The sequence below is a fragment of the Streptomyces sp. NBC_01669 genome (assembly GCF_026339735.1).
GTDB lineage: Bacteria > Actinomycetota > Actinomycetes > Streptomycetales > Streptomycetaceae > Streptomyces > Streptomyces yanii.
This window is the reverse complement of record NZ_JAPEQG010000001.1, coordinates 6,516,650-6,530,000: the sequence shown is the minus strand read 5'-3', so window position 1 is coordinate 6,530,000 and position 13,351 is coordinate 6,516,650. Positions and strand designations below refer to the sequence as shown.

Genomic DNA, 13,351 nt, shown 5'->3' with positions numbered 1-13,351 from the left:
CTGGAATGTAGGACTACACACCGACGTGAACCCGATGGCGTAGCCCGCCCGGAACGCCGCCTGCTGATTCAGGGGAATCAGCGGCAGATGGCCACCAACCCTGCTCACGCACAGCGCGCGGCCATCGACCTGGCCGGTCGCCACGCCGATGTTGAATCCGGGGTCGCCAGGCCCTATCGAGGGCGCTTTCGAGGGGGCCGCTGCCGCAGCAGCGGCCGGGGGTGGGGCGCCGAACGCTTCCCCGGCGAAACCCGCAGGCAACGCCAGCGAGGCGATGAGCACCGGGCTGAGCCCGAAAAGGTACCGCTTGCCACGCATGACTTTCTCCCTTCGACCGCCGGACCGAAAGACAGGCGTTCGTTGAGGAACGGTGCCCCTTCTCCACACCTCGTCGCACGGCCGAACGCCACGTCCAGCAGCAGCATCACACGCGACCGAGCACGCATCCAGAAACCGACTATCCTAGGAGTAGGGGTCCCAGGTAATAACCATCCGCAAATGTCGCCCAACAGAGGGAACGACGGATGAATTACGACCAACGGCGAGCGGAGCTCGCGGACTTCCTCAGAACACGGCGGCGAGCACTTCAGCCGGAAGAGGTCGGTCTTCCACCACGGGCATCGCGACGAACCCCCGGCCTGCGGCGGGAAGACGTCGCCGACCTCGCAGGAATCAGTGCCTGCTGGTACTCACGCCTTGAACAGGCCCGGAACATCAGGGTATCCGACCATGTCCTCGACTCGCTGGCCGAAGCCCTACGCCTCAACACCGAGGAACGCGAGTACCTGCTGGCTCTGGCGCACGGGGACGCCCCTTCCAGCGCGAGTGTTTCCCCGGACGGTGTGCCCCCAGCCCTCCAGCGAATCCTGGACAGCCAGCAGCCGCATCCGGCCATCGCCCTCGGTCCCCGTTTCAATATTCTTGCCTGGAACCAGGCCAGAACCGATGTCTACGGGGATCTGACCAAAATCCCCCCTGAGCACCGTCACATCCTGTGGCTTTTCTTCGGCGGCTACCTGCGGGAACTTATTCAGAACTGGGAGCCGAGCGCTCGCTCCGTCCTGGCAGAGTTCCGCGCAGCCACCGGACTCTACGTCCAGGAACCATGGTTCACCGCGCTGGTCCGCGAACTGAGCCAGAACAGCGCGGACTTCCGCAAATGGTGGCAGCAGCACGAAATCGAAAGGCATCACGTCACCACCCGGGAGGTGAAGCATCCTTTTGTCGGCCGCATGCTGCTGGAGGAGAGTGCGCTTGTTGTCGACGACCGCTCAGGCCGGCGGATCATTCTCGAGATCCCGCAACCGGGCACCGGCACCGAGAACAAGCTGACGGCACTTTCCTGGCGCTCCCACCGGGTGCAGGCTCCGCCGTGCCATGTGCTTCACAGGCCGGATTCGGGGAACGGCGGAACAACCACTGCCGAACGTGACGACAGTTGTGGTGCGATCAGTGCCGCAGAGCCGTCCCCACGTCGGCCTTGACCTCACCCGACAGCTTGCGGTTGCTGCGGGCGATGGCGTCCTTGGAGGACTTCGGCCCAACGTCGTCGATCGTCACCACCACCATGTCGAGCAGGTTGCCGTTCGCGTCACGGAAGGTGACCTGCACGGCGTAGGACTTCGGCGAGTCGGTGCCATTCGTCACGGTGATCTTCGAGGTGGCGCGTCCGTCGTGGTCGGTGCTCACCGCGCCCAGCTTGACGTCGTGCTTGGCGTTCACGCCGTTCTTGAAGCCTCTCAGTTTCTCGCCCGCGGCAGCAGTCGCCGAGGCCACCACGTCGGAACCCCTGGATGCCGCCGACGCTGCGGCGGAGGCCGCCTCGGACGCCTTGGTGGAGGCGCCACCGCCGTCGTCCGAACAGGCACCGGCGGTCGACATCACGGCCGTCGTCAGCAGCACGGCCCACAGGCCTCGCGCGACCTTCCTCGTCATCGTGCCTCCCAGCACTCGCCCGTCGCCCCAGTCAACGGGTCCGCAGGCCGCACCGCATGCCCCGCATGCCGGACGGGTGAAGGGCCGGGCCGGAGCGGAGGCCGTATGCCAGGGCGCGGCTGCCCTGTGGAGTCGCGACGTGCGGAGAGACGGCCGAGTCTGATGGCATGAGCAACCTGGACCCGGGCAGCCTCCCCCACCGACCGCGGTCCGAGCCGCGTCGGCGGCGGCAGTCGCCCTGGGTGCTGCTGGTCGTCGTGCTTCTGCCGGCTGGTACCGGGGCGGCGGCCGTCGGGGTGGTCGCCAACGTGTCGTCCAGGGAGGGGACGAATGGGGCCTTCGCCACCGCCGCCTGCGGCGGGTCCTGAACCGGGTAGTCGGGTGTGTGCGCATATGCCTGTGCCCCCGGCCTCCGGGGGCACAGGCTTCCGGTCCTTCAGCGGCCGTAGCGGATCAGGGCGCGGACCATGCGGCAGGTGGTGTCGGACGGCGGGTGGATGCCGATGCGCTCGGCAGTCGTGCGTATCGTGTCGTTGTCAGCGCTCGACGGATGGTAGACGCCCGTGTCGAGCAGGGCGATCGCCAGGCGCATGGCCTTCAGGCGGCGGTTGTGGGAGACGTACCACTCGCGGGGTCGGCCCGCGGGGAGCGGCTTCTTCTGCAGGGGCTTGTGGAGCGGCTTGGTCGTGACTGCGGCAACGGCCATGGGCATCCTCCTGGCACGGTCGTGAAACCCTCACGAACTACCTCCATTTTACGAGCCACCACTGACAATCACCCCTGGCCAGAGGGGCTTTCGCGATGTCCGTCGAGTACCGTTGGCCCCATGGAGATCTGGATCAATCCCGCATGTTCCAAGTGCCGCAGTGCGGTGCAGTTGCTCGACGCCGAGGGCGCCGAATACACCGTCCGACGCTATTTGGAGGATGTGCCGTCGCCGGACGAGATCCGGGCCGTACTCGACCGGCTCGGGCTGGGGCCGTGGGACATCACGCGGACGCAGGAAGCAGAGGCGAAGGAGCTCGGGCTCAAGGAGTGGCCGCGCGAGGCCGGTTCGCGGGAGCGGTGGATCACGGCACTCGCCGAACATCCGAAGTTGATCCAGCGGCCGATCATCACGGCGGAGGACGGGACGGCCGTCGTGGCGCGTACGGAGGAAGCCGTGCGGGACGCTCTGGGGCGTTGAGCCCTGTCGGAATCACTCGGTCAGCAGGAAGCCCTCGATCCTGCGGTTGAGTTCGGCGGCGTCCGGGGCGTGCAGCGGCAGCGTGTGGTGCGTGGCGCCCGGGATCGTCGCCGTCCGTGCGTGCGGGAGCAGCCGGGTCGCGGTGGTGGCGACCCGTGCGGCGTTGTGGGCCCGGCTGTTCTCGGCCGTAAGGATCAGGGTCGGTACGTTCAGCGCGCTCAGGGCCTCGGGAGTGGGGCGCGGGCCGTTGACCGGGCGGGCGGTCGGGAAGTCGGCGGCCGTCTCGCGCAGGTGCAGCCATGCCGGGTCGAGCGTGGCGCCGGCCGTCTCCCAGTTCATGAAGATGCGCGTGCGTTTCGCGCTGGGGCGGAGCAGCATCGGCAGTGCGTGCAGCAGATAGCCGGGGCGGAAACCGGCGAAGCACTGGGTCGGGTCCACAAGGATCAGCCTCCGGACGCGGTCGGGTGCGTGCAGGGTGTAGTGGAGCGCGATCCAGGCACCGTAGGAATGGCCGCAGAGTGCTGTCGATGCGGTGTTCAGGGCGTCCAGCACGGCGTCCAGCCAGGCCGTCAGGTCCGGCACCGTACGGATCGGGCGCTCCCCCGCCGCACTGCGGCCCGGATCGCCGATGAGGTCGACGGCGTGGACGCGGTGGGTGCGGCCCAGGTGGGCGGCCTGGGCGAACCAGACGGTGGAGGTGGAGCCGCCCCCCGCCAGGAGCACCAGGGGCGGGGCGCCCTCGGGGCCGTAACTGTTGATACGGGTGGTGCCCCACGGGGTGGGGACGTCGGAGTGAGTCGTTCCGACGGGCCACTTGACCGCCAGGACCTCGTCGTACGCCGAGAGGAACGACTCGGAGACGGCCGCTGCGGATGATCCGGATGACGTGGTTGCCATGGAGTGCCTCCCGACGGTGGGTGCCCTTGGATATTATCTCGCTCAGCGAGATAATAGAGGAAGGAGATCTCATGAGCGAGCAGAGTTCCGAGATGGAGATCGTTCATCTGCTGCGCAAGGTGACTGTCGAATTCGGCCTGCGGCAGGCCGAATTCGCGAGTCGCAACGGCATGCACCCCACCGACGTGCGCGCCCTGATCTGCCTGCTCGACGCCGAACGGGCGGGCACCGACGCGACCGCCGGGTGGCTCGGTGCGCAGCTCGGACTCAACTCCGCAGGCACCACCGCCGTCATCGACCGGCTGGAAGGGCTCGGCCACCTCACCCGCACCCGCGACCCGCGCGACCGTCGACGGGTGCTGCTGGCGGTGGACCCACGGGCGGTGGAGCTGGGGTGGGCGTTCTTCGGGCCGCTGATCGAAAACACGGTGACAGTGCTGCGCGACTTCGACGAGAGTGAGACAGAAGCCGTACGGCGTTTCCTGTCCGCCGCGCACCAGGCGGTCACCGCCATTGCCTGACCGGCAGGCGATCGAGGGGACCCATTCGTGATCCGGTTCCGTGGCGGCATCGTCACAGGCGTCGTCTGCAACCCCGCCGCCACCGCTGACGTACTGCTGCGGCTGCTCCGCTCCGACGCGCAGTGCAGTCGACTTGGAGCTGCGGGCCGAGTCAGAGGCCTGGACGGAGCTTCGGACCCGGTTGATGCAGAAGTGGCAGAAGTCTGCGGTGCGACGACTGAAACGAACGCGCCTGTTACTCGTACGTAGGGACACACGCACCGCATCCGGCCCGAGCGCACCAGGTGTTCCGGCCGGGGACAGGAGCCTTACGTGTCACGCAAGAAGACCCTCAGCCGCAAGAAGAAGCTCGCCCTGCTGGCCGGGGCCGCCGCGCTCGCCGGCGGGACGGCAGCCGTGCTGGCCGGGACCAGCCAGGCGGCGCAGTCGCCGCCGGCGGACCGGGCCTCGTCGGTCGTCTGCACCGGACTGGCCACGGCTCTCGGCAACAACGAGCAGTTCATCGCCGGTCAGCGGGCCGATCCGGATGCCCAGTCGGCTGCGCGGATCACCAACCGGGAAGCCGTGATCGCGCAGATCCGACGTCAGCAGGCCGCCTCGGGGTGCGGTGGGGAGGCATCGGCGGGGGCGGCCGTGGATCCAGCCGCGTCCGCACCGGCATCGGCGCCCGGGACCGCGGCCCCGGCGTCGCCCGGCGGAGGGGGCCGGGCCACCGGTGATGTCGTCTGTGCCGGTTCCACCGTGACGCTGTCCGGCGAGGGTGGTGCCCCCGCCGCGTCCAGCAATCAGTTCCCCGTCGGCACCGAGCTCAGGGTGACCAATCTCGACAACAACAAGTCCACCACGGTGACGGTCACTTCCCCCTCCGGCAGCTGCGCCCTGCTGAACAACGCGGCCTTCGAGCAGGTCCGCGAGCCGGGCAAGTTCCTGATCCGCCGCGCCCGCATCGAGCGCGTGGGCTGACCCGCCCGGGCGGTGCCCGCACGGTGCGGACGGTCTCTCCCCGCCGTTCAGGACCGTGCGGGCACCGGCCCCGCCTTGGCCTCCGCCTCGGCCAGCAGCTCGGTCAACCGCAGCCCGAACCGTACGTCGCAGGGGTGCGCAACCCCCGTACGTACCGCTTCGAGCAGCGCATCCACCGCCGCCCGGAACGACCCCACCGCATCCCCCCACCCAGGCAGCGTGGCGACCCCCGCCTCCCCCCGGAGCTCGATCTCCGTACCCACGGCTCCCGGCGGCGCGGCCAGTGCGAGCGTCACCGTGCTGGACGCGCCGGAGCTATGACGGAGGATCAGATGGGTGGTGTCGGCGGGACCTCGGGCCGCGGTCAGTTCCGTCACATCGCCGAGCACCGGGAGCAGCACCGACAGCGCATGCGGACCGACGTCCCACAGACCACCCTTGTCACGGCGCCACGGAGACGCCGCGTACTCGCTGTCCGCACCGGGGGCGTACAGCGCGCCGATCCACTGGGCGCGGGCGGTGAACCACCCGTCCCGGCCGCCCTGTTCGGCGATCCAGTCGGACGTCTCCTTCGCGAACCGCAGCGTGCAGAACACGACCGACGCGACCCGCGCCCGGTCGGCGGCCTCGACGACCTCCCGGGCCCCGGCCACGGTCGTCGCGATCGGCTTGTCCATCAACAGGTGACACCCGGCGGCCGCGGCGCGGGCGGCCAGCGGGGCCTGGACGTCCGGCGGCAGGGCGAACGCGACGGCGTCGCTCACGGCGAGAAGTTCGTCGACGCCCGCGTCGCCGGAGTACGCCGTGGCGCCATGGGCGGCCGCGAGCGCGTCCGCCGCCTCGGGGCGGCGCCCCCACACGCCGCTGAGCACGACGTCGGGATGGGTGGCGAGGGCGGGCGCCTGGGTGTTCCGGGCCCAGGGGCCCGTACCGAGAAGGCCGATACGCAGGGGAACGGCGGGTGGGGTCGTCATGAGGGCCAGTCTGCCCGGTCGTTATCAGGTGGCGGTGTGCGACGGCCCGCGGTTACGTTGGCGGCGCCGGCCGCGGGACTCCGGCTGCGACTTCCGGGACGTGCCTCTGAAGCAGTGATTTCGCTGATCGCGCCCCCATTCCCCGGCCGGCTTCCACATATCCGCATGCGGCGGCGGAACGTCACGGGGGAAGAGGATGACCGACACGGACACGTACGCCGACCTCATTGCCGCCGAGGACGTGCTCCTCTTCGTCCATGCGGCGATCACCGCGACCGGGCAGCGTGAGTTCCACTCGGAGGCGTACCAGCAGCAGCTCTCCCTGGACTTCCTGCACGAGTACGTGAGGGTCAACTACCGCAAGGTGTACGCCGCTTCGCTCGCCCTTGACATCAATGACCACAACGCCGCACGCATCGTGCAGGGGCTGCTGGAGACCGCCGCCGAGGCGACCGCGGAGGAGCGGCGCACCGAGGGCCGGCTGATCGCCGCCCGGGCTGGCCGGCGAGGTGCTGCGGGTGTGGCGGACCCGGATGGATCCGGACCGGCACACGGCTGTGGTCCATGTGAACCCTGTATACGAAGCGGACGGTTTCGACGTGCGACGGCTCGCGCCGAGCGTGCCGACGGCCGGTATCCGTGACGCCGAGGATCTGCCCGCGCTGGTGGAGATCGCGCGGTTCGCGGAGGGGCGCACGGGAGCGGCGGCCCTGCACGCCTATCTGGACCGGCAGGTCGTACGTTTCGTGGCCGGCGACGGACCGAGCGAACAAGGGGGCCGAGGAGAGTGAACAGGCTGGAACTGACCGGGCTCACGGTCCGGCCCGCCCAGGTGTGGGGCGGCATCCGGCTGGTGCCGCTGGTGCGTGAGGAGCCCGTCGCGGGGCTGCGGCTGCATCAGGAGATCTACCGGGGCTTCGGCAGCAGCGTCGTCGACACCGGTCCGCGGACGCACTACACCTCGTACATCCCGCACGGCCTCGTCGCCGACTGGTCGGGGCTGCGTGCGGAGCCGGACGGCGCCGGTACGGGCCGGCAGAGTGCCGCGTTCGGTACCCAGCTCGGCTCCGGCGGCAACGGTGACCCGGGCGCCGACGCCCGCCCGCCCGTCACCGTGCCGCTGCCGCGCCACCGGCACCGCCACCACCGCATGGCCAAGCGGCAGCCCGGCAACCGGCTGCGCTTCCTGCCGCTGCACCTCGCCCTGGAGGGCTATCTCTCGCTGCACTTCGGCGGCCCGGCCATCGCCTGGGAGGAGTGGTCGCGGCAGGCACTGCGCGACGGGCTCTCGCCGCGCGCCGAGGACGCGTACATGGGGTGGTCGGTGCGCGGTCTCGGCGACGCGCTGCGTGTCTTCGAGATCCATCCCGGCCAGTGCGGGGTGATGGTCTACGCGGCCGATGCGCTCGCCGCCGCCTTCGTGCTGCCGCACCCGGACGACTACCGGCTTCTGCACGCCTCGCTCGTCGAGGATCTGTACGGGGAGCTCATCCATCAGTACGCGCTGTACGGCGGTCCGGTCCCGGAGTTCGGGGCGCGGATCCCCGACGGCGATCGGGTGCGGACGCTCGCCGATCTCCGGGCGGCAGCACGGGCGCAGGAGCGGGAGTGGCGCGAGGCGCACGACGCGCTGTTCGCGCGCGAGCTGCTGGACACGTCGTACGCCTTCGACCGGGTTCACCGGATGGGGCCGTTCACGCTGTGGCGGCTCCTGCCGCCGTTCACCCGGAACCGGGGCGGCCGGCACATCGGCGAGACGATCACCGACCACAAGGGGCAGGTCGCGTATCTGAAGACGTTCCGGCTCTCCGACGCACAGGTGCGGCGCGGGCATCTGCTGCACACGCTCTCCGACGCCGACTGGCGGCTCGCGCGGGCGGCCGCGGCGCTGGGCAGCACCGAGGAGGAGCTGGTGCGCCGGATCCGGGCCGCCGGTTTCGAGGGGCTCCTCAAGGCCCGCGTATAACGCAGGAAACCTCGGTAACACGGGGTTCACATACGGGCAACGGACGGGAAATCGCGTCTTGCGAAGCTGCGCTGCAGAGACCGGACCGCAGACCGCAGCACCGCAGCACCCCCAAAGGATGGCTTCCGTGACGTTCAAGGCTGAGTACATCTGGATCGACGGCACCGAGCCGACCGCCAAGCTTCGTTCGAAGACGAAGATCATGGCAGGCGAGCCCTCGGGAGATGTCGCGGAGCTGCCCATCTGGGGCTTCGACGGATCCAGCACCAACCAGGCCGAGGGTCACGCCTCCGACCGTGTGCTGAAGCCGGTCTTCTCCTGCCCGGACCCCATCCGCGGCGGCAACGACGTCCTCGTCCTGTGCGAGGTCTTCAACATCGACATGACGCCGCACGAGTCCAACACGCGCGCCGCCCTGCGTCCGGTCGCCGAGCAGTTCGCCGGCCAGGAGCCGATCTTCGGCATCGAGCAGGAGTACACCTTCTTCGACGGCCACCGCCCGCTCGGCTTCCCCGTGGGCGGCTTCCCCGCCGCGCAGGGCGGCTACTACTGCGGTGTCGGCTCCGACGAGATCTTCGGCCGCGAGATCGTCGAGAAGCACCTCGACAACTGTCTGCAGGCGGGTCTGGGCATCTCCGGCATCAACGCCGAAGTCATGCCGGGCCAGTGGGAGTTCCAGGTGGGCCCGCTCGCCCCGCTGGAGGTCTCCGACCAGCTGTGGATCGCGCGCTGGCTCCTCTACCGCACCGCCGAGGACTTCAACGTCTCCGCGACCCTGGACCCGAAGCCGGTCAAGGGTGACTGGAACGGCGCGGGTGCGCACACCAACTTCTCCACCAAGGCGATGCGCGAGGGTTACGACGCGATCATCACCGCATGCGAGTCGCTGGGCGAGGGCTCGAAGCCGATGGACCACGTCAAGAACTACGGCGCGGGCATCGACGACCGCCTCACCGGCCTGCACGAGACCGCCCCGTGGAACGAGTACAGCTACGGCGTCTCCAACCGCGGCGCCTCGGTCCGTATCCCGTGGCAGGTCGAGCAGGACCAGAAGGGCTACATCGAGGACCGTCGCCCGAACGCCAACGTCGACCCGTACGTCGTCACGCGGCTGATTGTCGACACCTGCTGCACGGCGCTGGAGAAGGCCGACCAGGTCTGATCCGCCACCGACTCGGTCCGAAGGGGCGCCCGCCGGAGACGGGGGGCGCCCCTTCGGCGTGGCCGGTCCGCTGTCAGTGGCGTGTGCCAGGGTCGGCCCATGCTCGACATCAAGGCAGAGACCGAGAACCGGCAGACGCACACCCGCATTTCGGCGCAGGCGCTGAGCGATCTGGTGCACCGGATCGGCGGGGAGGGCGACCACTTCCTGGTGGTCCAGCGGGTTCCGGACCGACCGGGCTGCTATGTGCAGACCTGGCACGAACACGGCGGGGACTACCAGTTGGAGTACGGCGACGGTGTTCCCGAGCGGCACTTCCGGGTGACGGCCGACTCCCCGGAGCGGGTCGCCGAGGTGATGACGCGCTGGGCGCGCCAGGAGCCGGAGTGGGATGCGGGGATCGTCTGGGAGAGCGCAGGCATGCCCGCCGACGAGCCGGTGCCCGCGATACCCGCGGAGATCGGAGGCGACCACCGTCGCCATCGGGCGGGAGGTCGCGGCGGCGCTCGGTGCGGCGGGGCTGACGGTGAAGTGGGACGGATCGCCCGGCCAGGCGATCGAGGTGACCGACCTGGACTGGCGCAAGCGGCTCGTCGGCTGAGAGCCGGTGGGAGGAGCGCCCAGCGGGGGGAGGGGCGCGGTGAGGGCCGGGTGACGACGTGGTGAGGAACGTAACGCAAAGGGTCCGTATCGACGGGTGAGAGAGGCCTGCTGCGCCACCGCGTTGTCTGGTCTAATGGGGGCATGGCCGGCTTCCCGTACACCTCATCAGGTCGCAGTGACCTTGAGCCGTTCTGGCCCTCCCGTCAGCATCATGACTTCGACCGGGTGTGTTGCCGCGCGAGGAACGCGCAGGCCCTCTAACGCCGCTCACCCCGGCCTTCGGTCCGCGCGCACGACGCAAGTCCGTCCCTCGACGACTCCTTCGCGCGAAAGAGCTGACCCTCATGGCGAACACTCGTACCTTCTCCGCCGCCGCTGCCACCGCAGCGTCCACGGCAACCGCTGCGGCCAACCCCTCCGCCGGCTCCGTCCCTCCCAACCGTCACAGGCTGCGCGCCGTCGCCCCCGACGAGGTCGTCCAGCTGGCCGACGTGGCCGACTTCCTGCCGCCGGGCGCCACCTGGCTTCCGGCACCCCAGCACACCCTCCCCGCGCTGCCGGGCCGTCCGCCGATGATCGGCTACCTGGTCCTCGTACCGGCTGACCAGCAGCCCGCCGTCGCAGCCGCGGCCGCCGCGGCGCAGCGCATCGTGTCGGAGCCGCTGGTGACGCCGGGGGCCGGGCCGGTGCGCATCGACAGTGTGCAGCGCACCGCGACGGTGGACGGAAGCACGCTCGACCTCACCTTCCTCGAGTTCGAACTGCTCGCCCATCTGGTGGCGCACCCGCACCGGGTGCACACCCGCGACCAGTTGGTGACGACCGTCTGGGGTTACGGGCACGTGGGCGACGGGCGCACCGTCGACGTCCACATCGCCCGGCTGCGCCGCAAGCTGGGCGCCGAGCACCGGCGGTCGATCCAGACGGTGCGACGCGTCGGCTACAAGTACGCCCCCTGACGGACACGCACGCGAGGGGCCCTGCTCGACCGGTACGCCATCCGGTCGGGCGGGGCCCCTTTTCCGTGCGGGCGCGGTGGCGTACGGGCGTCACCGCGCGCCCCAGCTCTGCCGGGACCCACTTTCCGAGCCGCAGGGCGAGGTCGCGAGGGTGGTGCTGGGTACACCTCGCCCGGGTGGCGAAACGGCTGACGCCGCGGACGCCCGTCGGGTGAGACTGTCCTCGGACCGGCGCTGCCGCGAAGGCCCGACGAGGGGAGAAGGACCATCATGAACACGATTCGGAGCCGAGTTCGGCCCGCGCTGCTGGCCGCCGGGCGCGGGCTCGTCCTGTCGATCGTCGGCCCGGCCGGGTCGATCACCCTCTTCGTGCTGACGGTGCTCTCGATCGCCTTCATTCCGCTGGGCCTGGGACTCTTCACCACCCCGCGGGTGCTGGCCGCGGTCCGCAGGCACGCCAATCAGCGCCGACTGCTGGCGGCGACCTGGGCGGACGTGCGCATCCCGGTCCCCTACCGGCCCGTCCCGAAGAATCTGCGCGGCGGGCTCGCGGGCCAGGTGGAGCGCACCACGCTGATGCTGAAGGACCCGGCGACGCGGCGGGACATCCAGTGGCTGCTGCTCGACATGACGGCCGGCTCCGTGGTGGCAGTCGTGGCCGCCGGGCTGATGCTCTATCCGGTGGAGGGGGTCGTCCTGGCGGCGGGCCTGTGGCGGGTCTTCACCGACGACACCTACTGGTACGGATTCGTGCCGGTCGACAGCCAGGCGACGGCGCTGGCCGCCGCGGCGCTCGGTGGGGTGCTCTTCCTCATCGGTCTCAAAGCGAGCGAACCGCTGCTGCGGCTGCACTTCGTGATCGCCCGTTCGGTGCTGGCGCCCACCCATGAGCAGGAGTTGGCCCGGCGGATCGACCGGCTCACCGAGACACGGCACGAGGCCGTGGACACCGCCGCCTCGGAACTGCGCCGTATCGAGCGTGATCTGCACGACGGCGCGCAGGCCCGGCTGGTCGCCATGGGCATGCACCTGGGCACGATCGAGGCGCTGATCGAGAAGGACCCGGCGCAGGCCAAGAAGCTTCTCGCGATGGCCCGCGAGTCCTCCGCGGAAGCCCTCACCGAGCTGCGCGATCTCGTCCGGGGCATCCACCCGCCGGTCCTGGCCGAACGCGGACTCGGCGACGCCGTAAGGGCGTTGGCGCTGCGGCTGCCCATCGAGGCGGAGGTCGACGTGGAACTGCCCGGTCGCGCAGACGCGCCGGTGGAGTCGGCCGCGTACTTCGCGGTCAGCGAGACCCTGACGAACGCCGCCAAGCACTCGGGGGCGGACCGCCTCCGGGTGGACATCCATCACGCCGACTCGATGCTCCGGATTTCCGTCACGGACAACGGCAGGGGCGGCGCGATCATCGGATCGGGCTCGGGGCTGAGCGGAATCGAACGCCGACTCGGTACATTCGACGGCATCATGGCCGTCAGCAGCCCAGCGGGCGGTCCCACCATGGTGACCATGGAGATCCCTTGCGAGTTGTCCTAGCCGAAGACCTCTTCCTGCTGCGCGACGGTCTGGTCCGGATGCTGGAGGCGTACGACTTCGAGATCGCGGCGGCCGTCGAGACCGGTCCCGAACTGACCCGTGCTCTCGCCGAGTTGGATCCGGACGTCGCCGTGGTCGACGTCCGGCTTCCGCCGTCCCACACGGACGAGGGACTGCAGTGCGCACTCGCGGCCCGCAGGGCCCGGCCGGGACTGCCGGTGCTCGTCCTCTCCCAGCATGTGGAGCAGCTGTACGCCCGTGAACTGCTGGCGGACGGCAACGGGGGCATCGGGTACCTGCTCAAGGACCGGGTCTTCGACGCGGACCAGTTCATCGACGCGGTACGCAGGGTCGCGGCGGGCGGCACCGCGATGGACCCGCAGGTGATCTCACAGCTGCTGTCCCGACGCGCACAGGACAAGCCGATGGGCGGTCTGACCCCGCGCGAGCTGGAGGTCATGGCGCTGATGGCGCAGGGCCGTTCGAACGCGGCGATCGCCTCGCAGATGGTGATCACGGAGCGGGCGGTGGCCAAGCACACCTCGAACATTTTCGGGAAGCTCGACCTGCCGCCGTCCGACGACGACAACCGCCGCGTTCTGGCCGTTCTGGCCTACCTGGACCGGGGGTGACCCCGCCCCCTGGG

General features: G+C 70.1%; 16 protein-coding genes and 1 pseudogene (1 of these 17 only partly in view). 12 read left to right on the top strand and 5 right to left on the bottom strand.

The window, feature by feature from the left end:
- Positions 1-318, bottom strand: the 5' portion of a protein-coding gene (locus OG972_RS29230) for a hypothetical protein (protein ID WP_266986434.1). The gene continues 393 nt to the left of window position 1, outside the view; 318 of the gene's 711 nt are visible here — the first part of the coding sequence; it begins with the start codon at positions 316-318; its stop codon lies beyond the left edge, outside the window.
- 206 nt (positions 319-524) lie between these two features.
- Between OG972_RS29230 and OG972_RS29225 the strand changes: the two genes are divergently transcribed.
- Positions 525-1,484, top strand: coding sequence for a helix-turn-helix transcriptional regulator (locus OG972_RS29225; RefSeq protein WP_266986432.1), 960 nt, complete (start codon positions 525-527; stop codon positions 1,482-1,484).
- Here the strand turns inward: OG972_RS29225 and OG972_RS29220 are convergent.
- Positions 1,450-1,935, bottom strand: coding sequence for a hypothetical protein (locus OG972_RS29220; protein ID WP_266986430.1), 486 nt, complete (start codon positions 1,933-1,935; stop codon positions 1,450-1,452). The two genes, OG972_RS29225 and OG972_RS29220, sit on opposite strands and share 35 nt — an antisense overlap.
- A 167-nt stretch (positions 1,936-2,102) precedes the next feature.
- Here OG972_RS29220 and OG972_RS29215 point away from each other — a divergent pair, with 167 nt between their 5' ends.
- The gene (locus OG972_RS29215; RefSeq protein WP_266986428.1) at positions 2,103-2,303 is read left to right on the top strand and encodes a hypothetical protein; all 201 of its coding nucleotides are present in this window, start codon (positions 2,103-2,105) and stop codon (positions 2,301-2,303) included.
- 68 nt (positions 2,304-2,371) lie between these two features.
- Here OG972_RS29215 and OG972_RS29210 read toward each other — a convergent pair whose 3' ends face one another.
- Positions 2,372-2,641, bottom strand: a complete 270-nt coding sequence (locus OG972_RS29210; protein WP_266986426.1) for a hypothetical protein — start codon at positions 2,639-2,641, stop codon at positions 2,372-2,374.
- A 120-nt stretch (positions 2,642-2,761) separates the two neighbouring features.
- Here OG972_RS29210 and OG972_RS29205 point away from each other — a divergent pair, with 120 nt between their 5' ends.
- On the top strand, positions 2,762-3,121 hold the full coding sequence (locus OG972_RS29205) for an arsenate reductase family protein (RefSeq protein ID WP_266986424.1): 360 nt from the start codon (positions 2,762-2,764) through the stop codon (positions 3,119-3,121).
- Positions 3,122-3,133: 12 nt separating this feature from the next.
- On the opposite strand, the gene OG972_RS29200 is transcribed toward OG972_RS29205, so the two are convergent.
- Positions 3,134-4,018 carry an alpha/beta fold hydrolase gene (locus OG972_RS29200; RefSeq protein ID WP_266986422.1) on the bottom strand — a complete coding sequence of 295 codons (885 nt, stop codon included), beginning with the start codon at positions 4,016-4,018 and terminating at the stop codon, positions 3,134-3,136.
- Between the two features lie 71 nt (positions 4,019-4,089).
- On the opposite strand from OG972_RS29200, the gene OG972_RS29195 reads away from it, so the two are divergent.
- Entirely contained in the window at positions 4,090-4,539 is a 450-nt protein-coding gene (locus OG972_RS29195) for a MarR family transcriptional regulator (protein WP_266986420.1), read from the top strand.
- Positions 4,540-4,851: 312 nt separating this feature from the next.
- On the top strand, positions 4,852-5,502 hold the full coding sequence (locus OG972_RS29190) for a hypothetical protein (protein WP_266986418.1): 651 nt from the start codon (positions 4,852-4,854) through the stop codon (positions 5,500-5,502).
- A gap of 47 nt (positions 5,503-5,549) precedes the next feature.
- Here the strand turns inward: OG972_RS29190 and OG972_RS29185 are convergent, their stop codons facing one another.
- Positions 5,550-6,476, bottom strand: a complete 927-nt coding sequence (locus OG972_RS29185) for a Gfo/Idh/MocA family protein (RefSeq protein ID WP_266986416.1) — start codon at positions 6,474-6,476, stop codon at positions 5,550-5,552.
- Positions 6,477-6,672: 196 nt separating this feature from the next.
- On the opposite strand from OG972_RS29185, the pseudogene OG972_RS29180 reads away from it, so the two are divergent.
- The 7 genes and pseudogenes from OG972_RS29180 to OG972_RS29150 all read left to right on the top strand — a co-directional run bounded on the left by OG972_RS29180 (position 6,673) and on the right by OG972_RS29150 (position 13,337).
- Positions 6,673-7,267, top strand: a pseudogene (locus OG972_RS29180) (hypothetical protein).
- Positions 7,264-8,442 (top strand): hypothetical protein, encoded by a 1,179-nt coding sequence (locus tag OG972_RS29175; protein ID WP_266986414.1) that lies wholly within the window; start codon positions 7,264-7,266, stop codon positions 8,440-8,442. Before OG972_RS29180 ends, OG972_RS29175 begins: the two are co-directional and overlap by 4 nt.
- Positions 8,443-8,569: 127 nt before the next feature.
- On the top strand, positions 8,570-9,604 hold the full coding sequence (gene glnII / locus OG972_RS29170; protein WP_266986412.1) for a glutamine synthetase: 1,035 nt from the start codon (positions 8,570-8,572) through the stop codon (positions 9,602-9,604).
- Between the two features lie 99 nt (positions 9,605-9,703).
- Positions 9,704-10,270 (top strand): hypothetical protein, encoded by a 567-nt coding sequence (locus tag OG972_RS29165; RefSeq protein WP_266986411.1) that lies wholly within the window; start codon positions 9,704-9,706, stop codon positions 10,268-10,270.
- A gap of 281 nt (positions 10,271-10,551) precedes the next feature.
- Positions 10,552-11,166 (top strand): winged helix-turn-helix transcriptional regulator, encoded by a 615-nt coding sequence (locus tag OG972_RS29160; RefSeq protein ID WP_266986410.1) that lies wholly within the window; start codon positions 10,552-10,554, stop codon positions 11,164-11,166.
- 270 nt (positions 11,167-11,436) lie between these two features.
- Positions 11,437-12,705: a histidine kinase gene (locus tag OG972_RS29155; protein ID WP_266986396.1), complete on the top strand. Its 1,269-nt coding sequence runs from the start codon at positions 11,437-11,439 to the stop codon at positions 12,703-12,705.
- Positions 12,690-13,337 (top strand): response regulator transcription factor, encoded by a 648-nt coding sequence (locus OG972_RS29150; protein ID WP_266986394.1) that lies wholly within the window; start codon positions 12,690-12,692, stop codon positions 13,335-13,337. Before OG972_RS29155 ends, OG972_RS29150 begins: the two co-directional genes overlap by 16 nt.
- Positions 13,338-13,351 lie beyond the last annotated feature (14 nt).

Bases quoted from the DNA above. Each gene is read 5' to 3' on its own strand.
- OG972_RS29225 (WP_266986432.1), top strand. From the start codon at position 525: ATGAATTACGACCAACGGCGAGCGGAGCTCGCGGACTTCCTCAGAACA.
- OG972_RS29220 (WP_266986430.1), bottom strand. From the start codon at position 1,935: ATGACGAGGAAGGTCGCGCGAGGCCTGTGGGCCGTGCTGCTGACGACG.
- OG972_RS29215 (WP_266986428.1), top strand. From the start codon at position 2,103: ATGAGCAACCTGGACCCGGGCAGCCTCCCCCACCGACCGCGGTCCGAG.
- OG972_RS29210 (WP_266986426.1), bottom strand. From the start codon at position 2,641: ATGGCCGTTGCCGCAGTCACGACCAAGCCGCTCCACAAGCCCCTGCAG.
- OG972_RS29205 (WP_266986424.1), top strand. From the start codon at position 2,762: ATGGAGATCTGGATCAATCCCGCATGTTCCAAGTGCCGCAGTGCGGTG.
- OG972_RS29200 (WP_266986422.1), bottom strand. From the start codon at position 4,018: ATGGCAACCACGTCATCCGGATCATCCGCAGCGGCCGTCTCCGAGTCG.
- OG972_RS29195 (WP_266986420.1), top strand. From the start codon at position 4,090: ATGAGCGAGCAGAGTTCCGAGATGGAGATCGTTCATCTGCTGCGCAAG.
- OG972_RS29185 (WP_266986416.1), bottom strand. From the start codon at position 6,476: ATGACGACCCCACCCGCCGTTCCCCTGCGTATCGGCCTTCTCGGTACG.
- OG972_RS29165 (WP_266986411.1), top strand. From the start codon at position 9,704: ATGCTCGACATCAAGGCAGAGACCGAGAACCGGCAGACGCACACCCGC.
- OG972_RS29160 (WP_266986410.1), top strand. From the start codon at position 10,552: ATGGCGAACACTCGTACCTTCTCCGCCGCCGCTGCCACCGCAGCGTCC.
- OG972_RS29155 (WP_266986396.1), top strand. From the start codon at position 11,437: ATGAACACGATTCGGAGCCGAGTTCGGCCCGCGCTGCTGGCCGCCGGG.